General features: G+C 55.7%; 23 protein-coding genes. 3 read left to right on the top strand and 20 right to left on the bottom strand.

The window, feature by feature from the left end:
- Window positions 1–78: 78 nt before the first annotated feature.
- On the bottom strand, window positions 79–1,407 hold the full coding sequence (locus A7E78_RS09655) for a vWA domain-containing protein (RefSeq protein ID WP_072284018.1): 1,329 nt from the start codon (window positions 1,405–1,407) through the stop codon (window positions 79–81).
- 285 nt (window positions 1,408–1,692) lie between these two features.
- Here A7E78_RS09655 and A7E78_RS09650 point away from each other — a divergent pair, with 285 nt between their 5' ends.
- Window positions 1,693–2,166, top strand: coding sequence for a dihydrofolate reductase (locus A7E78_RS09650; protein ID WP_072284017.1), 474 nt, complete (start codon window positions 1,693–1,695; stop codon window positions 2,164–2,166).
- 10 nt (window positions 2,167–2,176) lie between these two features.
- Here A7E78_RS09650 and A7E78_RS09645 read toward each other — a convergent pair whose 3' ends face one another.
- On the bottom strand, window positions 2,177–2,815 hold the full coding sequence (locus A7E78_RS09645; RefSeq protein ID WP_072284016.1) for a hypothetical protein: 639 nt from the start codon (window positions 2,813–2,815) through the stop codon (window positions 2,177–2,179).
- Window positions 2,816–3,005: 190 nt separating this feature from the next.
- Here A7E78_RS09645 and A7E78_RS09640 point away from each other — a divergent pair, with 190 nt between their 5' ends.
- On the top strand, window positions 3,006–4,028 hold the full coding sequence (locus tag A7E78_RS09640; protein WP_072284015.1) for an AI-2E family transporter: 1,023 nt from the start codon (window positions 3,006–3,008) through the stop codon (window positions 4,026–4,028).
- Between the two features lie 93 nt (window positions 4,029–4,121).
- Here A7E78_RS09640 and A7E78_RS09635 read toward each other — a convergent pair whose 3' ends face one another.
- The 7 genes from A7E78_RS09635 to A7E78_RS09605 all read right to left on the bottom strand — a co-directional run bounded on the left by A7E78_RS09635 (window position 4,122) and on the right by A7E78_RS09605 (window position 9,469).
- Window positions 4,122–4,391 carry a DUF3024 domain-containing protein gene (locus tag A7E78_RS09635; RefSeq protein WP_072284014.1) on the bottom strand — a complete coding sequence of 90 codons (270 nt, stop codon included), beginning with the start codon at window positions 4,389–4,391 and terminating at the stop codon, window positions 4,122–4,124.
- Between the two features lie 125 nt (window positions 4,392–4,516).
- A complete protein-coding gene (locus A7E78_RS09630) occupies window positions 4,517–5,140 on the bottom strand; it encodes an ABC-type transport auxiliary lipoprotein family protein (RefSeq protein WP_072284013.1) in 624 nt (207 codons plus the stop codon).
- Window positions 5,141–5,143: 3 nt separating this feature from the next.
- Window positions 5,144–6,127, bottom strand: a complete 984-nt coding sequence (locus A7E78_RS09625; protein ID WP_072284012.1) for an MlaD family protein — start codon at window positions 6,125–6,127, stop codon at window positions 5,144–5,146.
- Window positions 6,128–6,180: 53 nt separating this feature from the next.
- Complete coding sequence (locus tag A7E78_RS09620; protein ID WP_072284011.1) at window positions 6,181–6,939, bottom strand: ABC transporter ATP-binding protein; 759 nt, start codon at window positions 6,937–6,939, stop codon at window positions 6,181–6,183.
- 4 nt (window positions 6,940–6,943) lie between these two features.
- Window positions 6,944–8,095 (bottom strand): ABC transporter permease, encoded by a 1,152-nt coding sequence (locus tag A7E78_RS09615; RefSeq protein WP_083552984.1) that lies wholly within the window; start codon window positions 8,093–8,095, stop codon window positions 6,944–6,946.
- Window positions 8,096–8,189: 94 nt separating this feature from the next.
- Window positions 8,190–8,660, bottom strand: a complete 471-nt coding sequence (locus tag A7E78_RS09610; RefSeq protein ID WP_072284009.1) for an RT0821/Lpp0805 family surface protein — start codon at window positions 8,658–8,660, stop codon at window positions 8,190–8,192.
- A 101-nt stretch (window positions 8,661–8,761) separates the two neighbouring features.
- Window positions 8,762–9,469, bottom strand: coding sequence for an arylesterase (locus A7E78_RS09605; protein WP_201257998.1), 708 nt, complete (start codon window positions 9,467–9,469; stop codon window positions 8,762–8,764).
- 557 nt (window positions 9,470–10,026) lie between these two features.
- Between A7E78_RS09605 and A7E78_RS09600 the strand changes: the two genes are divergently transcribed.
- A complete protein-coding gene (locus A7E78_RS09600; protein ID WP_158516098.1) occupies window positions 10,027–11,745 on the top strand; it encodes a diguanylate cyclase in 1,719 nt (572 codons plus the stop codon).
- Between the two features lie 179 nt (window positions 11,746–11,924).
- Here the strand turns inward: A7E78_RS09600 and A7E78_RS09595 are convergent, their stop codons facing one another.
- The 11 genes from A7E78_RS09595 to A7E78_RS09545 all read right to left on the bottom strand — a co-directional run bounded on the left by A7E78_RS09595 (window position 11,925) and on the right by A7E78_RS09545 (window position 20,696).
- Entirely contained in the window at window positions 11,925–12,119 is a 195-nt protein-coding gene (locus tag A7E78_RS09595) for a hypothetical protein (RefSeq protein ID WP_072284007.1), read from the bottom strand.
- A gap of 240 nt (window positions 12,120–12,359) precedes the next feature.
- Window positions 12,360–13,151: a molybdate ABC transporter substrate-binding protein gene (gene modA, locus A7E78_RS09590; protein WP_072284006.1), complete on the bottom strand. Its 792-nt coding sequence runs from the start codon at window positions 13,149–13,151 to the stop codon at window positions 12,360–12,362.
- 29 nt (window positions 13,152–13,180) lie between these two features.
- Complete coding sequence (locus tag A7E78_RS09585) at window positions 13,181–14,350, bottom strand: aminotransferase class V-fold PLP-dependent enzyme (protein ID WP_072284005.1); 1,170 nt, start codon at window positions 14,348–14,350, stop codon at window positions 13,181–13,183.
- Window positions 14,351–14,367: 17 nt separating this feature from the next.
- Window positions 14,368–14,637: a putative Se/S carrier protein gene (locus tag A7E78_RS09580; protein ID WP_072284004.1), complete on the bottom strand. Its 270-nt coding sequence runs from the start codon at window positions 14,635–14,637 to the stop codon at window positions 14,368–14,370.
- A 3-nt stretch (window positions 14,638–14,640) separates the two neighbouring features.
- Entirely contained in the window at window positions 14,641–15,387 is a 747-nt protein-coding gene (locus A7E78_RS09575) for a Rossmann-like domain-containing protein (RefSeq protein ID WP_072284003.1), read from the bottom strand.
- A gap of 19 nt (window positions 15,388–15,406) precedes the next feature.
- The gene (locus A7E78_RS09570; RefSeq protein WP_072284002.1) at window positions 15,407–16,114 is read right to left on the bottom strand and encodes an ATP-binding cassette domain-containing protein; all 708 of its coding nucleotides are present in this window, start codon (window positions 16,112–16,114) and stop codon (window positions 15,407–15,409) included.
- A complete protein-coding gene (gene modB, locus A7E78_RS09565) occupies window positions 16,092–16,793 on the bottom strand; it encodes a molybdate ABC transporter permease subunit (RefSeq protein WP_072284001.1) in 702 nt (233 codons plus the stop codon). Before modB ends, A7E78_RS09570 begins: the two co-directional genes overlap by 23 nt.
- A 237-nt stretch (window positions 16,794–17,030) precedes the next feature.
- On the bottom strand, window positions 17,031–17,840 hold the full coding sequence (gene modA, locus A7E78_RS09560) for a molybdate ABC transporter substrate-binding protein (RefSeq protein ID WP_072284000.1): 810 nt from the start codon (window positions 17,838–17,840) through the stop codon (window positions 17,031–17,033).
- Complete coding sequence (cobC, locus tag A7E78_RS09555; RefSeq protein ID WP_072283999.1) at window positions 17,837–18,499, bottom strand: alpha-ribazole phosphatase; 663 nt, start codon at window positions 18,497–18,499, stop codon at window positions 17,837–17,839. Before cobC ends, modA (A7E78_RS09560) begins: the two co-directional genes overlap by 4 nt.
- Window positions 18,500–18,505: 6 nt before the next feature.
- Window positions 18,506–19,648 carry a DVU_1551 family NTP transferase gene (locus A7E78_RS09550; RefSeq protein WP_072283998.1) on the bottom strand — a complete coding sequence of 381 codons (1,143 nt, stop codon included), beginning with the start codon at window positions 19,646–19,648 and terminating at the stop codon, window positions 18,506–18,508.
- Entirely contained in the window at window positions 19,641–20,696 is a 1,056-nt protein-coding gene (locus tag A7E78_RS09545) for an XdhC family aldehyde oxidoreductase maturation factor (protein WP_072283997.1), read from the bottom strand. The genes A7E78_RS09550 and A7E78_RS09545 overlap by 8 nt, the downstream gene beginning before the upstream one ends.
- Window position 20,697: the final 1 nt, after the last annotated feature.

The raw sequence follows: 20,697 nt of genomic DNA, 5'->3' as shown, positions 1-20,697 counted from the left end.
TCAATGTACCATCAGGTGTCGGGTATTGCCAGGGAGCTGACCGGGCCGGTAACGACCTGATCAGCTCCCCGATTGGGGTCAGTAGGCTTTTTGTTGTTTACGTACTTTGAAGCTTTCCGAACGGAGTTCCTTTTTCCGGGTTTTATCGAGTCGGTCCGCTTCAAACTCGGCGGCTTCGTCTTGCAGTTGTCCGGCTTCTTCGGCCAGGTCCGAAAAACCGAGCTCGGTGTTCTGCTCCCGCAGAGCATCGCTTTTTTGTCGCAGAGCGCGGGCTGCCTCATCCTTGCGTCCGGCATTATAGAGGTTTAGGGCCTCGTCGCGGGTGACGGCCATTTCGTTTTCCACTACCGCTTTTTGTACTTCTTTACTGGCTGCTTGGCGAACCTCTTCGGGGCGTTGGCTGAAGCGGGTGCGGGCCATGGTGGTCGATGATTCATGAGTATCGGTCAGGGCATTCTGGTAACGACAGTCGACGCGGGCCAGGTCAAGATGCTGGCCGGGTTGAGAAACAGGTACTTCGACTTCGACCAGTGCATACTTTTGCTGGCCACCGTAAATCTGGTTCATCCGAACCTCAACTTTTTGTCCTTTGATGCGTCCTTCGCGGCCGATGATACGTAAAGGCTTGACCCCGGGTGGGCAATCGATCTCAATAATCACCTTTCGGGCCACCACGCTGAGCACGTCACCCAGTTCGGCGGCAAAGATGCGTGGCAGATCACGGCTCGATTCGACAAAATAGTGGTTGCCGTCGCTGCGTTCAGCCAGTTGGGTCATAAGGTCTTCGTTGAAGTCAGTGCCGACTCCCACTGTGGTGACGGAGATGCCTTCCTTAAGGAGTGCCGCCCCAAGTCGAGCCAAATCGGCGGGACTGCTGGGGCCGACATTGGCCAGACCGTCCGATAGCAGCACTACCCGATGAACGTAATTCGAGTCGCTGTGTTTGCGCACCTCCGCGGCACCCTGACTGACGGCGCCGAACAGGGCGGTGTTGCCCCCCGGCCGAATTCGGCGAATCTGCGCTTCAATTCCTTCGCTATGTCGGATCCGTTGGGCCGGAACCAGGGTCTTGACCCCGTGATCGTAGGCGACCAATGCGAACAGGTCCTTGGCTCCCAGGCGGTGGAGGGCTTCGATAGCCGCTTCGCGGGCTTTGGCGATCTTATTGCCACTCATGGAGCCGGATCGATCGAGGACCAGGGCCAGGTTTACCGGCGATCGGTCTTCGATCCGAGGCATCAGCGGGGCATCGAGAGCGATTTTAATGACGGTTTTCTGGGTCGGACCGGCCAGCAGGACCCGGCGATCGAGTTCGACCTGGCAGTTGACCAGTGAGGCGGCCTGGCTGATACTGGCCAGGCTCAATAGTAAAAGCACAAGCAACAGGGACCGGAAATTTCTTCGCATGACATGCTCCTTTTTTGGGATGGGGACCTAAAAGGTTCGACTCTCTGTGATAAGTAGATCATGTCAAGGCGATTCAATGGTCATCAGGAAGTAAAAGGTTTGTAAAGAAATTGTCATGCCGGTCTTTCGGTAGAATCTTTTGGGCGGGACGCCTATAAAAATCAAAAGGTGTCCTGTTGATTTAGCCGTAAAACTGGCTGTAGGTCAACCGACATGCTATGCTGACGGTTGTTATTTCAGCAATTTAGAGTCGAAAACGCTTGCATTGCGGATTATCTACTTCCGATGATCAAATCCAGTAAAATAATTATTGTCGCCATGACCGAGCAGTTCCTGATCGGGGCCGCCGGGGAGATCCCCTGGCAGATTCCCGAAGAGCTGCGTCTGTTTCGTGATTTGACCAGTGCTCATACCCTGATCATGGGGCGTCACACCTTTGCGTCTATTGGTCGCCCTTTGCCCGATCGCCGAACTATCGTTGTTAGTCGTCACCTGTCGAAGACTCCGGGGATTGAGATTTGTCCGAATCTGCCAAGCGCTGTGCAGTTGGCGGAAAATTATGGAGAAAAGATCTTTTTCGCCGGTGGTGTCGGTATCTATCGAGATGCTTTGCCTTTGGCCGATCTTATGAGTATTTCCTGGGTCAAGGGGGCCTATACGGGCGATACTTACTTCCCAGCTTTTGATCTCAGCCAGTGGCAGGTGATCAGTGATCGGGATTACGGCTCGTTTCGTCATGTGCTCTATCGACGATGCTAGCCGGCGGGAGTTAGTTTTTCGGCGAACTGCTGACCGGAGGAGGCAGGGCGGCGGCGATCAAGCGGCGCAGCTTTTTGGTGTCAGCCCGTTCCATCGGTTTGCCGGTGATGCTGCTGCGCGGCACGCGGTGGCGATCCCGGGTTGCATAGACGGAACATTCGATCTCTATTCCTTGGTCCTCCAGGTAGAAATGGATATAGTCGCGGGATTCCCCTCCTTGGCGGACGGTGACCAGTTTCTCCTCGAAGGATATGCCTTCCGCCTTCAGGAAGTTGGCGACTTCTTCCGGGCTCTCGGCAAAAAGATGAATGTCGATGTCGCTGCGTTCGGTGACGCAGCCGGAAAGGACCGAGCCGACCAGGTAGGGGCGAAAGGCCGCCATCAGTTCGAGATATTTCAGGGCCAGAAGGCGCAGCTGCAGCAGTCGCTCGGGGCGTAATTGCTCTTCATGCAGGTCGAGCAGTCTCATCAATTCCTGGCGGATCTCCGCATTGGAAGGCAGGTGGTTGCCGAGGCTTAGACTTTGCTCCGGGCCGAAGCGGCGCGCTGCCTTGCGCTTGGCGGTGCGATACTCCCGAATCTGTTCCTCGTACATGAGGCGGGCGGCTTCCTGAGCGATGAGCTGGCGAAGACGATCACGGCTTTTCATGGGAACATTATAGCAGGCTCGCAGAAATCAGATTCGTTGAGGGGGCCGGTTGCAGAGTACCGGCAAAAAGATTAATATCTCTTATTGTCTTTGTAGGCTGGTTGGTGTTGGCAGGGAGAGGGGGGCGTCTTCGGATTCGTCCGATGAGGTGTTTTCTCTCTCCACGTTCATTTCCGGGAGCGAATTCTTTATGACTAATCGTCAAGTAGGAGCTGCGCAGATTCTTGTTACCCTGGCCGCCCTGGTGCTGGTGCTGGCCGGACTGCAGGCCGCCAAGGCCATTCTGGTGCCCTTTCTGCTGGCGGCCTTTATCGCCATTATCAGTACGTCTCCGATGACCTGGTTGCAGCGCAAAGGGCTGCCGACCTGGTTGGCACTGTTGATGGTCATCCTGGTGGTTTTACTGTTCGGTTTGCTGATGGCGGTACTGATCGGTACTTCAGTGCGGGATCTTAGCGGCAGTCTGCCGGAATATGAGGCGAAGCTCCGCGAGTTGACTACTATGGCCGTCGGCTGGCTTCAGAAACTGGGTCTCAATATTTCGACCTCGGTTGTGACCGAATTGCTCGATCCCGCAGCCGCAATGGGCCTGGTTGCCACTCTTCTCAATGCGCTGGGCAATATGTTAACCAACGGCTTTCTGGTATTGATGACGGTGGTCTTCATGCTTCTGGAGGCGTCCAGCTTTCCAGTCAAATTGCGCGCGATTTTGGGAAGCGATTCCTCTTTGGGGCGCTTTGAATTTTTCATCAGCAACGTTAAACATTACATGTTTATCAAGACTCTCGTCAGTCTCGCTACTGGCGTGCTGGTCACGGTCATGGTCACTATCCTCGGCGTCGACCTGCCCCTGCTCTGGGGGCTGTTGGCTTTTGCCCTTAATTTTGTACCCAATATCGGTTCGGTGATTGCCGGTCTTCCTGCTGTGCTGCTGACCCTGGTGCAGCTCGGTCCTTTGCGGGCCTTGTTGGTGGCGGTCGGCTATGTGGTCATCAATCTGCTGATCGGCAGCATGCTCGAACCGCGATTTCTCGGCCGGGGACTCGGCCTTTCGACCCTGGTGGTTTTTCTCTCGTTGCTGTTTTGGGGTTGGTTGCTCGGTCCGGTGGGCATGCTGTTGTCGGTGCCTTTGACGATGACCGCTAAAATCGCTCTAGAGAGTCGTGATGAGACCCGCTGGCTGGCCGTCTTACTTGGGACGGAGACCGGCTAAGGTCTGCGGCGGATATCGGCCGGGAGTACAGACCGCTCCTTTGCTCTTTTGCTATTGGCCATGAATGGAGCCCCCCCCTTTTTTTTGCGAATTTTACCCCTCCCAGAACAGGTAATGGGTGTTCTCAGCCAGAAAGGCCAGACATTCTTCCAAGGTCCCGCTGAAATCAATATGCTCCCAGCGGTCCGCCTGGTGAAAATATTCCATTCGCCAATGATGCTCCTTCTGGGCCGGCAGCAGGCGGGCAAAACTTTCGCCTCCCTTGGATAGATGTAGCTCGTTTCCCTGGACACTGATCTCAAAGGTGGCCAAGTGCGGGTCGGATTGGGCAATGCGGACGGCATCTTTCAAAATCCGTTTCATGGCTTCCTCCACAAGGGGCAAAAGGCGGACTTTTCTTGGTTTCTCTCTTAATCCTAAAATAGCCACAGTGGCTGTCAAGAAAGCTGTGTGTCTTTACCGAATTCCTTATTGAATAGCGAAGGGTCTCAGGGTGTTGGTTTCTGTTGTACCTGCATGGCGAATTCACGGAGGATCTCTGTGAGTGCCTCACTCCAGGCGTTTACCAGTGTGGTCGGATTATTGTCCGCCAGGGGGAGGCTGCGGCGATAGGGTCTGTCGAGGACGGTTTGGGCGGGACTTGAGGTTTCGTTGATAAGAGTCAGCCGCAGTTCCAGTACTGCCATGGGTTGATGCCCGGGGCGGTAATCGCCGTAGAGGGCGACGATACGCCCCTGCAACAGATCGGTAGGCGGCGGGTAGCCGCTCTGATTGATCTGATTGAAGAGACCGGTTTCCTGCAACCAACGTCGACACTGTTCAGTGATCATGCCTGCCGGCGAGGTAAAGAATTGGTGGTAATAGTCAGACTGCCAGGTCTGTTCACCGGTACGATAGATGAATCCCTTGCTGCGATAGGCCGGGGCACTGTCAAATTTACTCATCTGCAGGATCCGGTTCGACAGGAGCTGTTGGGTTATGGTTTCAGGGGGGGCTTCAAGGCGATAGGAGTTCTTCTGCGGATAGGGCTTTTCCAGGCGCAGGCAGCCAATCAGCAGGAATAACGCCGGTAAAATCAGCCAGGGCAGATGTCGGTAGCGGATGCTGAACATTGTTTAAGGCTCCACAGGGGGTGGCGGGGCACCGAGCAACATCTGAGCCGGGTAGCGGCGTGCGTCGTCGGTGATGTCGCGCAGATTTTCGGACACTTGTTGAATATTGTCCAAGGTCTCTTCAATGGTCTGTTGCTCGGCGGCCAGCATGCCATTAAGGCGGCGCAGGGTACTGCCGAGGGGGGTGATGCTTTCCGGCAGATCACCGGCCAGGGCATTGAGCTGCATCGTCAACCGGTTGAGGTTCTGCACTGTCTTCGGCAACTCCTGCAGAAGGGTATCGACGGGGGTTTCGGCTTTGCTCACCATCCGTTCCAGGCGCCGGTTGGTGGCGCGCAGCTCGCTCATCAACTGGACGGTCTGCTGGCCGATTTCGCCTACTTGGGCTTTCTCCATGAACCCGTTCATTGCCGTCAGGGCCTTTTCCAGACCGGAGGCGATGGACTGGATATCAATCTGTTCGATATTTTTCAGGATTCCATCGATGGCTTCGCTATAGCGGGTGATAGTGCTCGGAGCTGAGGGCAAAAAGGGATAGTCCGGTTGCCAGTCGATGCTCAACCAGGGAGCTCGCTCGGCTTCGAGGTAGTCCGCTTCGAGGTAAGCCGCCCCGGTGACCCCCTGAAAAGCCAGGCGTACCCGCAGGCCCTTCTCCACTTCACTGTCGACGAAACGCTTTACCGCCGCCTGGCTCAGGGCGCCGACGGCGTCCCGATAGAGGGAGAAGCGAACCAGCACATAGCGTTTATTCGTGGAGTATTCGGATCCGACAAGGGTAATGGTTTCGACCCGACCGATCTGCACCCCACGGAACTTGATGGGCGAGCCGATATCGAGCCCTTGTACCGACTCCTCGAAGTATGATTCGGCGAAGAATTTTTTTTGCAGAAGCGACCCGGCGCCGAGGGCCAGCAAACCCACCACGGCAATCACCGCGCCGCACAACACGAACAGGCCGATTTTGAAGTAATTGGCACGTTCACTCATGGCAAAAGCCTTCCCCTGCGTTTATTCATCCGATGCGAATGCTGCTTCATTTTTCAGTTCCCCGCCTGCCGGGCAAAAAATTGCCGCACCTGGGGGATGGTACTGTGGGCCAGTTGTTGCGGTGTTCCCCTGGCGGAAATTCCCTTGGTCTCTTTGTCGAGCATGATCACCCGGTCGGCGATGGCGCGAATGCTTGGCAGTTCATGGCTGACGACGACAATGGTCATGCCCAAGCTGCCGGCCAGCCTCAAAATTAACTCATCCATTTCCGCCGAGGTGATGGGGTCGAGTCCCGCCGACGGTTCATCGAGAAAAAGAATCTGCGGTCCCAATACCATGGCTCGAGCGATGGCCGCGCGTTTGCGCATGCCGCCGCTGATTTCAGCGGGATAGTAGTGATGATAGTCGGCGAGCCCGACCAGCGACAGATTCATAGTGGCGATCAGGTTGCGGGCTGTCTCCGGCAGTTCTGTAAATTCTTCCAGGGGTAGGCAGAGATTTTCCAACAGAGTCATGGAGCCGAACAGGGCGCCGTTCTGGTACATTACGCCGATTTTGCGGAGCAGGGCCTGGCGGGACTCTCCAAAGCTGGATACCAGATCTTCGCCGTCGATGAAAATGTTCCCCTTCGCCGGTCGGTAGAGACCGATCAAGTGTTTAAGCAGGGTGCTTTTGCCGCAACCTGAACCGCCAAGGATGACGAATACTTCACCGCGGCCGACGGTGAAAGAAAGATTATCGAGAATCGATTCCTCGCCGTAAGCGGCGGTCAATCCCTGGACTTCAATTATTGGCGTGACAGCCGGTTCCATACAGTTAAATGCCCAGATAGTAGTAAAGCACAGAAAAGATACCGTCGCCTATGACGATTAATACGATGCCGCTGACCACCGCCCGAGTTGCGGCATCACCGACGGCGCTGGCGCCGCGGCCTGTTCGCAACCCGTGCAGGCAGCCGATAGCGGCGATAATGATTCCAAATACCAGGGATTTAGCCAGTCCGCCGAGGCAGTCGCCCATACCGACAGCGGACTGAACCTGATGTATGTAGGTTACCAGTGGATAGTTGAGTGACAACAGGACGACCGAGCCCCCAGCCAGGCCAAGCAGATCGGCAAACAGGGTCAGCAGCGGTGTGACAAACAGCGCCGCCAGTACCCGGGTGACCACCAGAAAGGGAACCGGTGCCAGGCCCATGGTGGTCAGGGCGTCGATCTCCTCGTTAACCTTCATGGTGCCGATTTCAGCGGCAAAGGCCGAGGCGGAGCGTCCAGCCAGAATGATGGCGGTCATCAACGGCCCGAGTTCGCGCAGGGTCGCCAGGCCGATCAGGTTGGCGACGTAAATCTCGGTGCCGAATTGGCGCATGGGAATGGCGGCCTGAAAGGCCATGATAAGACCGACCAGAAAGCTCAGCAGGGCGACGATGGGCAGGGCGTCCGCCCCGGCTTTTTCGGCAATCAGCCAGACATCTCGCCAGCGGACGGACCGGGGGCACCGCAACGCTGCCAGCAGTGCGATGCTCAATTCACCTGTAAAGGCGATCAGGGCCCGTAGTGCCTGCCAGGTTTTAACGACCGCCATGCCGGTGGCTTCCGGCAGGCAGCAAGGCCTGGGACGGGAGCTCGGCAGTTCGGCAAGGTCGCTCAGGACGAATTGTTCTCGCAGTTTAGCAAATTCGTCGCGCAGGCCTTCCAGTTCGAAACTGCCGCCGTATCGTACCGTAAGGCGCTCCATTTCGACCAGCAGACCGATACCGGTGCCGTCGCAATAGTCGATATTCGCCGCCCGGAGTCGCAGTTGCCGGGGGCGGCGGTGTTCGATCAGTTCGCAAGCGGTTTGCCACAGCTCTGTGGTGCCAACCAGATCGAGCCGGCCGGAGATGGTCAATGATAGCGGCTCTGCTCGACTGTCGTCGACAGTAAGCGTTGCCGGTGTCGCTGTAGCATGGTTTGCACTGCAGGTCATGGGAGATCGTCTCGTCAATCGCTGAAAACCGGGGTCCTGCCATTTCGGCCAACCCTTGGTCGCGTTCCCCCGGGACTGGGGGATTCAGAAGCTGTCAGCGGGTGATTTTCCAGCTGCCATCCGGCTGTCGGCAGGCGGTGCCGTAAGCCTGTTGCTGTTGACCTCCGATGACCACCGTTTGCACATATTCGCGGCAGTATTGACCGCTGCTGGTCTGATAGGTTTCGACGGGCATGACATTGCCGTAATTGCCGCTGTCGGGGTTGCGCCAACCGGTGGCTTGGTTGGTGCGGGTATATTCCAGGGCATACTGAGCGTTGCGTTCCATGGCCAGCCGGTCGGCCCGGTCGAGGGATTTGCCCACTTCTTGCCCGGCCAGCGCCCCGGCCAGGGTGCCGATGGCCACAGCCACGATCTGGCCGGAACCGCTACCGATCTGCGATCCGAGTAAGGCTCCGGCTCCGGCTCCAACGATAGCGCCGCCAGTTTCTTTCGGTCCCATGCTGGGGGCGCAGCCCGCCAGAATCAGGCAAGACAGGGTCAGGATAGCAATGGCTTTTCGCATGATCGTACCTCCCGTGTTAGACCATTCAGAGCTCTTTGCAGGTGTCTGAAATAGTCGTGTTTGTTGCGGATAAGATAACGATATCGCGTTGTTTTTTGCTGTCAAGGGCGGGCTTTTGCCAGACCCTTCAAGGTCTCGATTACCAGTGGTGACAGCCGGCGTACAATCTCTTTGACCCCCTTGGGGTTGGGGTGGATTCCGTCCGCTTTATTGAGTTCCGGGCGACCGGCTACGCCGTCGAGAAAGTCGGCGTAGAAGGGCACCTGGTGTTTATCGGCCAGGCGGGAAAAGACTTCAGAGAATTCGGCCTGGTAGTCTGTACCCAGGTTGCGTAGAGGCTTGATGCCTGTCAGTAGCACCGGGATGCCGCTTTCTCGGAGGCGTAGAATTATTTCTTCGAGGTTGGTTTCCAGTTCTGTTGGCGGTACACCGAGAAGGTTGTCGTTGGCCCCGAATTCGAGCAATACCAGGTCCGGTTGCAGGTCAAGAGCCTGCCCCAGGCGGGACCGGCCGCCGGCACTGGTATCGCCTGGAATCCCTGCGTTGATTACCTCGGCTGTAAAGCCTGCGGCGATCAAGGCCTTTTCCAGCTGTACTGTAAAGCCTGCCTTGCGCGATAGGGCAAAGCCGGCCACCAGGCTGTCTCCAAAGGCCAGGATACGCAGAGGCTGCACGGTGCTTGGAGAGTCGTTGCTGCCAGTGTGCATAGCGCAGTTTAATAGAAAATTGGTTGGAGACACGCCTGCCGTCAAATATTGCGGTTCAAGCAGACCTGTGCAGGGCCATAGAAAGGAAAAGGGCAAAGACATTGTTTCGCCTTTCTTGGAAGAGGGATGGGCACTGCTGCGACTCTACCTTTTGGTCGGGGAAAAATCAATAAGTTCAAAGGTACAGTTCTGTTGTTAGATGTTCATTTTACAAATCTGTTCTTTTTGCTGAGTGCTCGCTGAAGACACTATCTCAGCCTTGTCTCATGATTGAATGAACAACAAGTATAGTGTTGTAGCTTGCCCAGGTATTGGGCAGACTACAAAAATAAAAATTCCTAACTATCGAAAATATAATAAATTATGGGGTATAATACTAAATCACTAGGAAATGTTGCACGATACAAATTTTAGTTTTAGATAGTTGTTTTATAGGTATTAATCTTTTTAATTTAATATTGTGGGTTTGTCATTTTATGAATTTTAACGTTGTCATTAAAAAGTCAGTCAAAAAGATATCCATATCGGTAATTGTATTGTGCGTCTTGATGGTGCTGGGCTTAGCAATTTCCAACGATTACTTGCCGGCTCAGGTTTGGGCTGATCAAAAAAATACTCAATCACTTTCGATTCAGTTATCTGAAGCAGAAATCTCCTGGTTGGCACAGGACCATGAAGTTCAGGTTCGGGTTGGCAGCTGGCCACCCTTTATGATGATTGATGGGGAAGTCAAGGGCATCGCCATCGACTACCTGGAGAGCATCTTCAAGCGGCACGGTATCCGCTATCGCTATGTTTTGGGTTCCGAAGTCAGCTGGAAGGAAGCGCTTGAGGCTTTAAAAAAGCAACAATTGGTCGATATGGTGCCCACGGCTATGATTACCGCGGAGCGCCAGGAGTATATGCTCTTCAGCGACGAATATCTTTTTCTGCCCTGGGTGATATTTACCCGGACGGATTCTCCCTTTATTGGCGGAATCAACGACCTCAAGGGGAAAACCGTTTCGGTACCTGAGGGGTACGTCATGCAGGGCCTGCTGATGGAGCAATACCCTGCTATCAAGTTGAAGGTTATCGATGGAGACAATGCGGTATCCAGATGCCTTCAGGCTTTGGCCGTGGGGGAGGTCGATGCCTACATCGGCAACCTGGCGGTTGGCAGTTATCTGATTCAAAATAAAGGGTACGCCAACATCAAGGTGGCTTCCCCCAGTCCTTTTGGCAGTCATGATAATGCCATGGGGATTCGTAACGACTGGCCGGAACTGGTGGGGATCATCAATAAAACCCTGGCGACCTTTACCACCGAAGAAAAGGCTGCCATTTGGAACCGCTGGCTTTCCGTCCGTTATGAGCACGGCTTGAAGAAAACCGACCTTCTGAAGTGGGGCTTGATGGCCGGCACTTCAGTAGGGATGATTCTGCTGGTCGTGTTGCTTTGGAACAAAAAACTGGTCGGGGAAATCAGCGTTCGCAAAGAGGTCGAGAACCGGTTGCGGGAAAGCGAAGAAAAATTTAAAAGACTCTCGCAGGCGGCTTTCGAAGGTATCCTCATCGCAAAAGACGGTTTCATTCTTGAAGTTAACGAGTCCTTGTCCCGCATGTTCGGCTATCTGCCCGATGAAATGGTCGGGAAAAGGTCAGCCGATTTTGTCGCCCCCGAAAACCGGGAAAAGGTCGTCGCTAATATCAGGAATGGCTCAGACGGGCCTTATGAGATCGATTGTGAAAAAAAAGACGGTACAGTGTTTCCGGCAGAAATCCATGCCAGAACCTTTGAATATCAAGGGCAGCAGGTTCGGGTGGCGGCCGTTCGAGACATTTCTTCCCGCAAGCAGGCAGAACAGGAGCAGCAGCGGCTCTTGGCTGAAATGGCAAAACTGGCCACCACAGACAGCCTCACCGGTATCCGAAACCGGAAGGCCTTTTTCCAGAGGCTGGAAGAAGAGATCGACCGTTGTAAGCGTTATGGGCATCACTTGAGCCTGGCCATGCTGGATTTAGACCGGTTCAAGGCGGTCAATGACCGATACGGGCACCCTGCGGGCGATGTGGTCTTGCAGACCTTTTCGGCGAGAATTTCAGCCAGCATAAGAAGCAATGATATTTTCGGCCGCATCGGTGGCGAAGAATTCGCCATCCTGTTGCCGGAGACCAGCTTAAAAAGTGCGGCGACTCTGATCGAGAAACTCCGTCAGATGATAGAGGTAAGCGATATATCCCTTCCCGATGGCCAAAAAGTGGATATTACGGTGAGCTCCGGTGTATCCACCAGCGAAGGCGCAGGTTTCGATATCGATCAGATAATCAAGGTGGCCGACCAGCGCTTGTATCAGGCCAAAAACAGTGGTAGAAATCGGGTTGTCGCAAGCGACTAAAAGAATTTCCCGGGGCGGATGTTGCCGGGGTAGCCCCGTTTTATTGCAAGAGAGCACATTTCCTGAGCTCGCCTCAAGTTAGAGGATTACGCCGGCCGATCTTTGGAATGAATAGAACCAAAAGGCCCGCCTGTATTCCCAGGTTGGGCTTTTGTAATTTCTGTCTGGTCTAGATGGCTTCAGTTGGAAGTCAAATCCTGCCGGCGCCGCAATTCGATTATCCTCTTTTGGGCTTCTTCGTGGCTCAAGATAGCAGAATGGGGCTCAAGGGTGTGCCTATCGTCAAGAAACAGCGATATCTCCACCACATGGGTGCCGTGATTATACAAAGACACAATTTCGCCAGGGACGACGAACTCAAACATCTTTTCCATAAGTTTATCCTGCTTGTGAAGGCAGTTTTTATTACCGGCTCGGTGGCTTGGCCGAGTCCGGCAACAATCCTCCCTTAAAAGACCTTCTTCGATAATTCAATTTTCAGCAGATACAGTTTCGGGCCAGCCGACAGTAATCAACCGGGCTCAGGATGTCAACGTGGAAGATCTTTCAGTTTTGATCTGAAAAGTATAAGGAGGATAAAGAACCAGGTTTAAAATATTAGTGAAGGACTCGGATTATTCAGGCGAAATCAGGGAGTTGAATCCCTGGCTGGCAAAAATGGCGGCGGCCTGTCGGCTTTGCAGATAAGCCGTGAAATCCGCCAGGGCTTTTGGGTGACGGCTGTTGAGCATGGCCGCCATGGAGAAGATGATGGGAGCGTGACTGTTGTCGGGGGCGACGGTCGCGACTGCGGCACTTGTAAGCAATCGGGTATCGGAGGAGAATATCAGGCCGGCATCGGCGTTTCCCGAATCGACATAGGCCAGGACCTGGCGGACGCTTTTGCCGTAGACCATGCGCGGCAACAGGGATTCCCACAGGCCAAGGTGGCTCAGGGTCTGCTGAGCGTAACGACCGACCGGGACCATCTGCGGCATGCCGATAGCGATCGTTTCAGCTTGCTCAATCAAATCGGCGAACCCTCCGATTTGACGCTTTTTTTCCTGGGACACGACGAGGACCAGTTTATTGCCGAGCAGGGCGCAGCTATGGGTCCCATCGGTAAAACCACCATCGAGAAGAGCTTGTAGATGCTGACGGCCGGGAGCAAGAAACAGATCGACTGGCGCCCCCTGCTCGATCTGTTTGCGCAAAAGGCCCGAGGCGGCAAAATTGAACTCAATAGCAACCTCAGGTCGTTGTTGTCCGTAGGCCCGTTGAATGGCATAGAGCGCGTCTTTGAGACCGACACCGGCGGAAATGCTCAGGGTTGTTTTTTCACTAGCCCCTGCTTTGCTCGGCGCCAGTATCGGGCTGATGCAGAAGAGCAGCAATGAAAGGATCCATATTTCCCCTCGCATATGCATTTGTTTTCTCCTGTTTGGTTTTTTGGACATCAGGCCGATACGGTTGGATTGGCGCAAAAAATCCTGTCCAGGGCGTTGAGCAATGCGTCGATGTCTGCGGCCGTATTGAATGCCCCTGGACTCACTCGCAGGGTTCCGGCGGGTAGGGTGCCTATGCTGCGGTGGGCATCGGGAGCACAGTGCAAGCCGGTGCGGATGCAGATACCGTGTTCCACATCGAGCAGAAAGCCGATTTCAGAAGGATCGTGACCTGCCACAGTGAAGGACAACACGCCACCCTGAAGGTCGGAACAGTCGGGGCCATGCAGGTGAAGAGCGGGCATAGATTGGAGCCCGTCTTTAAGCTGTGTCAGCAAAGCGTTCTTGTGCCTGAAAATTTGCTCTAGACCCTGGCTGCGTACAAATTCGATGCCGGCCTGCAAACCGGCCAAGGCCGGAGTGTTGAGGGTTCCGCATTCCAGGCGTTCGGGCAGTTCATCCGGCATCAAGGGAGAGGATGAATTGCCGCCGGTGCCACCGTAAACCAGAGGCATCGGATGTAGTCCTTCAGCCAAGTAGAGAAATCCGGTACCGGTCGGTCCGAACAGCCCCTTGTGACCAGCAGCGGCGAGCAGGTCGATACCCATGCGTCGAACATCGATGGGGAGCAGTCCGGCGCTTTGGGCGGCGTCGACCATGAACAGTATGCCGTGTTGTCGGCACCAGGGGCCGATTTCCTCGACGGGCTGAATGCTTCCGGTGACATTGGAACAGTGGCTGAGGACCACCAGTCGGGCGGTTTTTCCGCCATCGGTAGCGGCTTCGTGAATGGCAGATGCTGACACCTGCCCGGTTGCATCGGCGGGCACCCGCACGACCTCGACACCGCGGCTTGCCAGGGCATGCAGTGGTCGACTGACGGCGTTGTGTTCCATCGTCGTGCTGACCACTCGGTCGCCAGCTTGCAGCAGACCGAACAGGCCGAGGTTGATGGCCTCGGTGGCATTGGCGGTGAATATCACTCGGGCCGGATCAGGTATATTGAAAAATTCGGCTACCGTTTCCCGCACCTCGTAAACCAACCGCCCCGCTTCCAAGGCCAGACTGTAGCTGCCACGACCAGGGCTGATGGCGAGTCTGCGACAGGTCTGATCGAGGGTGGTGTAAACACTTTCGGGTTTGGGAAAGGTGGTGGCGGCGTTGTCGAGATAGATGGTCATCTGAGAGACCTCCGCTATCAGTCTTCGCTTAACAGTTCCTGGGCACATAGTAGCCCCTGTTGTTTAACGTACAGGCGCCTTGGTGAAAGGTTCGCCACAGCCAGTTCTTTAAGGATGGCCGGCTGATCAGAAGCGCTAAAGCGCAACGCCAGAGCGCAACCATCCGCCACTTGCCGTGGTGCGGGAATCAGCCGGCAGAGCAGTCCTGCGCGACGCAGGTGCTTTTCCGCCTTCATCACCCTTGTTGGAGAATTGAACAAGGCAATGCAGTCACCGTCGGCAATCATTGATCAGCGACCATAGGGGCAGAGCCGCGGCAGATCGAGAAGGGCGGCAACACCGGAAATAGTATTTCCGAAAAAAATCAGCGGTTTGCCCGCGGCTTGAAACTGTTTTAGCAAGTCGTTTATCGAACCGTTGACCACCGAAGAGCCGGTGGCGACGCCAATTTCGCACCAGTCGACCAATCGTTTCAGATCCTTTTCCCCGTCCCAGACAGTGACGCCGAAGCGTTTCTCGCCGATATTGTCCTCGTTGAGGTCGAGAACTCGTAGGCGGGCGGTACCGAACCCGTCGCCCATGGCCTCTAGAATGGCCGGCTGCAGGCCTATGAGGCCGTAATCAACAATGCCGAACCGCTCATACAGCTGGTTGGTAAATTCCTCTCCGCAACGACTCGGTTCATCGTTGCGACAGTGAATGGTGCCCGTTACCCGGTCAAGTCGACGTAAAACGGCATTGAGGCCGGCAGTAACGATTGCCCGCTGTCCCGTATCGGTTAGATCGAGTTGCATCAACTCGTCGAGGCTGCCCTGCCAGTCGCTAGGATGGTCAGTAAAGGCTTGACCTCCCGCGCCGTCGAAGTGGGCTTCGATGACCCTTTCTTTGCCCTTTTTGATGACAAATTCAGAGGAGGCCTCGGCGCCGATGGCCTCGTCGGGAGTCAAGCAGCGTACTGTCACCGGCAAGCTCAGGTCGACATCGTGCACGGCACAAACGGAAGTTAACTTGTCCAGGGCTTGTTTCAAAACGTCCATGTCATTCTCCTGTTTCAGTTCAGGCCGAGATTACTTGTGTCTCTCCTTTGATCAGCGGTTGTTTCCAGGTGGGCTGCAAAGCCGGTCGTCCGGCCTCGAGATAGATAACCTGGTCAGCCAAGGCCTCTAGTTCGTGATGGCAATGAGTGACCAGCACAAAGGGAATCTGCCAGGTACGCTGCAATTGTTTAAGTTCTTTTTGTAAGGTCTGGCGAATCTGGTTGTCGAGGGCCGATAGCGGTTCGTCGAGGAGGAGCAAGTCAGGCTCCACCATGAGCGCCCGGGCCAGTGCTACCCGTTGTCGCTCTCCACCCGAGAGCTGAGCCGGGAAGCGGTTCTGCAGATGCGTGATCTTCAGGGTGTCAAGGGTCTCGCGGACACTCATCCGGTAGCCGTGTTTCTTTTTGCAGCGGTGTCGACCGGGGGGCAATCCGAACAGCACGTTATCCTTGACCGTCATATGAGGGAACAAGGCATAATCCTGAAAAACGTAGCCGATGCGCCGAAATCGGGCCGGTACGTTGATTCCCTGTTGCTGGCAGAAAAAGATCCGCTCGCCAAGGGCGATGCGTCCGCCAGACGGTTTGCGCAGGCCGGCCAGACAATTAAGGATAGTGCTTTTGCCCGACCCAGAAGGGCCGAACAGCACCAGGATGCCATTGCCGAACCGCAGGTCGATATCGATGGCGAAAGCGGGCAGTTCCTTACGTATGGATGCGTTGAGCACTGGAATTGCCTCCTTGTTGCCAAACCTCGATCTTTTTGCGTGACCAGAGGTTGAGCCAGAACAGGGCTGTAATGGAAAGCGCGGTGATGATCAGCACCAGGTTGCGGGCCATGATGTTGTCGCCGGTTTCCACAGCGAAGTAGATGGCCAGGGGAATGGTCTGGGTTTTGCCGGGGATGTTGCCGGCCACCATCAGGGTGGCGCCGAATTCACCCAGAGCGCGGGCGAAGGACAGCACCAGACCGGCGAGAAGGCCGGGATATGCCAGGGGCAGGGTAACTTTTAGAAAGACCCGCCCTTCGTTGCTGCCGAGGGTTCGGGCTGCTTGTTCCAAGGAGGCGTCGACACTGGCAAAAGCCGCCTTGGCGCTCTGGTACATAAGGGGAAAGGAAACTACCGCTGCGGCAATGATGGCTGCCCACCAGGTGAAGACGATCTGCCAGTCGAAGCTGTCGAGCAACAGACGACCGAGCAGTCCGCGTTTGCCGAGCAGAATCAGCAGGCCATAACCGAGTACCGTGGGTGGCAGTACCATGGGAAGGATGATGCAGGATTCGAGCAAGTTCTTGCCGGGGAAGGTGCGTCGTGCCAGCACGCGAGCCAGCAGTGTGGCCAATATCATATCGATGGCCACGGCAATCAGCGCCACTTTCAGCGACAGCAGGATCGGTTCACTCATCTCGTATTCCCTTGTTGCGGACTCATTTTTATTTCCTGGTTATTCCTTTGGCTCAGGTTGTTGGCAGATCAAGAGCAAAAGCTATCACCACAGAGGACACAGAGGAACTTAATCAAAGACAATAGGCTCTCTCTGTGTTCTCTAGTGAGCGAAGCGAACGGGCGGTAAAAAGAGTATTTGGGTTTTTTCCGGTAACGCTCTTTCTACTGGAGCCAAAGGCATAACACATTCTATTCTTCAGTCGGGTTGTCCTGAGATGACCTGGCTCTGCAGCGGCAGGAACCGGTAGCGGGCGAAGATTTCGCCGGCCTCGACACTCTTCAAGAATTCGAGGAACTGCCGGGCCTCGGCCGGATGCTTACCTTCTGCGATCAAGGCTGCCGGGTAGATGATGGGAGCATGGCTCTTCACCGGCGCCTCTGCCGCAATCATCGCGCTACGCAGTTTCAGGGTATCGGTACGGTAGACCAGGCCGGCGTCGGCATTACCCGAATCGACGTAGGCCAGTACGGCGCGAACATTTTTAGCCAGTACCAGGCGTTTCTCCAAGGGCCGCCAGAGTTCGAGGCTGACCAGGGTTTGCTTGCCATAACGCCCGGCGGGCACCGATTCGGGATGGCCGATTGCAAAGCTGTCAGCGTGTTCTTGCAGGTCGCCAAAATCCTTGATTTGCTGTTGTTTCTCTTTAGCTACCACCAACACCAGGGTGTTGCCGAGCAGGTCGCAACGGCTCTCCTTGACTATCAGCCCCTGGACCTCCAAGGCGTTCATCTGCTTCTGACCGGCAGACAGAAAGACCTCAGACGGGGCTCCTTGTTCGATCTGTTTCTGCAAGGCCCCCGAGGAGGCGAAATTAATCTCCAACCCAATCTCCGGGTGTCGTTCTTCATAGATTTGCTGTAGGGCAGTTACGGCGTCTTTCAGGCTCATGGCAGCGCAGATCGGCAGGGGGGTGCGGTTTCCGGCTGTGGCGGTGCAGGGTAGGAGCGCTAACATCAGGGGCAGGAGTAACAGGCTGCAAAAACATCGAGTGGTTAAATATTTCATGAGAAAACCTCCGAACTTACAATAGGTTCTGGTGGGGAAGCGACAGCCAGATTGACAGCCTTCACTTCCAACGCAGCACCGCGACGTTCAATGATGTTGAGGCAGCCGAAGGGTTGCGGCAGAGCGAACAGTTCGTCAAGGGGGCGGCTTAAAAGGTCGCAGAGGATGGCGCGGTTGACCCCGGCATGAGCGATAAGCAGCACCGTGCCTTGTTCGTGGTTGATGAGTTCGCGAAAGGCCGGTATGACCCGAGCCTGCAGGTCGGCGAAGCTTTCGCCGCCGGGCGGGCGGAAGTCTATAAGGTTCTCGCCCCGCTGCCTGTACTCCTCAGGGTGGTACTGGCGGATCTTGGCCTGTGGCCGCCCATCCCAGTAGCCGAGTTTGATTTCCCGTAGCTGCGGCTGTCTGCGAATGCTTTTCCCCTGTGGTCCGGCGATGATGCGGGCTGTTTCCAGGCAACGTTTGAGGTCGCTGGCGTAGATTCGCCGGAAGGGGACTTCTGCCATATGTTTGCGCAGGGCTCGGGCCTGCGCACGGCCCTTGGCGTTGAGAGGCAGGTCAACCTGGCCGATATAGCGCTTGACTTCATCTCGCCGGCAGTCGCCGTGACGGATCAGGTAGAGGGTGCATTGGTCCTCTTCAAGCGTTGGGGGTGTCATGGCGTGTTATCCTTTCGCTGCGGTCGATGGCAGAGGGTTGATCAGTTGTTCAATGGGGTTGCCGGTGAGTTGGTAAATTTTATGCTGTATTTTTTGGGCAGCGGCCAGTCGTTGCCTGGTTGCCGCAAGAGGACCGGGTTGATCGGCAAAGCATTTGAGCTTCGGCGCGAATCGCTCTTCCAGAGAAACACAACGGTTCTCGGCGACCAGTTTGTCGGCCAGGTAGAGGATTTCCGCAGCGGTCGGATGCACTGTTTGTTGTGGCTCCAGGTCCATATGCTGTTGGACCAGTTCGGCAATCCGGGGGAAGCCCAGCCGGCACAGTTCCACAGCTCCAACGGCGGCGTGATGGGGCTGGCTGCGTCGACAGTCGTGGAGCAATGCTGCGGCGTGCAGCAGCTCGCAATCCACATTGCCGCCGGATTCGTTGACCGTCTCTGCCAGCCGGTCAGCTACCTGCGCCACTTGCTGGCAGTGGTCGATGATCCGTTTTGTACAGGAGAATTTATGAATCATCAGATGTTCACACTCCCGTGGAGAAGGGAGTTGGTAGTTGCGCCAGCGGTGACATAAGTAGTTGTAATCGGCTGGGGTGTCCATATCGAGGACAGTATGCTCATCGGCCACCTCGAGCTCCAATATATCTTCCGCATAGGGGAGCAACAGGGTCTTGAGCCCGCCGTTTCCGTCTCCGTTCAGGATAGTTTCCCGGTAGCGGGTGCTGATCAGCGGCGGGTGACCTCGCTTGCCGAAAAACAGCGGGTGGATGATGCCCCGGCCACTCCTTTGACGGGCTCGCAGTAGCTGCGGCAAGGTATGGTCCCGTACCAGGGGCATATCGACGGGTTGCAGAAAAAAGGCATCGATATGGTCCGGCATGGCCTGAAGGGCACATTGTACCGAGCTGAACATCCCTTCCTGATACTTCTGGTTGAAGGTTTCCTGAACCTGTAATTGTTGCAACAGCGGTTGCAGTTCCTCGGCCCGGTGCCCGGTGACAACTTGCAGATGGGCGACACCAGCCCGTTGAAACAGCCCGACCGTCCTCTCCAGAGCGGTCTTGTCCCCCAGGGGCAGCAACGGCTTGAAACCACCCATGCGCCGCGAAAAACCGGCGGACAGTATGATGGCGGCAGTCGCTTCAGTCATGCTTCTCCTGATTGTTGGCTCGAGCCTGGATCAATTCGCCGACGATGCTGACTGCGATTTCCTCCGGGGTTTCCGCCTTGATGGCCAGACCGATGGGGGAATAGACCTGGTCTAGGGCCTGTTGACTGACACCCTCTGCCATAAGGTTGCGGTAGATCTTGTCCCGTTTGCTACGGCTTCCGATCATGCCGATGTATCCGGCGTCGGTGCGCAGGGCCTGGCGTAGCAAGTCCTGATCGTGGCGATGTCCGCGGCTGACAATGACCAGATAGCTGTAGCGGTTGATAGGCAGGTCGAGCATGCAGTCGTCGTAGGATGGGACCACGTGAATTTCGTTGGCCTTGGGAAAACGTTCCCTGCTGGCAAATTCAGCCCGATCATCGAGGACCACCGTGTTAAAGCCAACCATATTCGCCAGTTCCGCAGTAGGACGGCAGACATGACCGGCGCCGAACAGGTAGAGGGTGGCCGGAACGTAGCAGGGCTCAATGTAGAAGTTTCCCCCGGGCAGGGAAATGATCCGTGGGTAGCGCAAATTTTTACTTTGCAGCCAAAGGGCTTCGGCTTCCTCTGGCGATAAAGCACCCGGAGCATCGCTGATGGTATCGGTTTGCAACAGGCAGCGCTGCAGAGACTTCTGGCCATCGGTGCGTTTTAACGGCGTCACCAGCAGACACTCCCGTCCACTGTGCAGGGCTTTGCGCCAGGCTTGAAACAGACCCAGGTTTTCCGGGTTGGCGGGGATGTGTTCCAGCAGGACTTCAACCTCGCCACCGCAGATCATGTCCATGGTAGCGGCCAGGTCACCGGTCATATCAAAAACGTAGCGCTGTGATTGGCGATTGGCATAGACCTCTGGTGCGATCTTTTGAGCACGGGCCTCGACCAGCCCGCCGCCGATGGTGCCGAAGATGTCGCCGTTAGCGCAAATGATCATCTTGGTGCCGGCAGTGCGGGGTGCTGAACCGCTGCTGCTGAGAATGGTGGCCACCACCAGATCTTCGCCGGTTTCCAGCTGCTGGCACAGGGTCTCAATCAGGTTTCGCAAG

It is taken from the genome of Syntrophotalea acetylenivorans, from assembly GCF_001887775.1.
GTDB classification, from domain to species: Bacteria; Desulfobacterota; Desulfuromonadia; order Desulfuromonadales; family Syntrophotaleaceae; genus Syntrophotalea_A; species Syntrophotalea_A acetylenivorans.
This window is presented reverse-complemented; position numbering and strand designations above follow the sequence as displayed.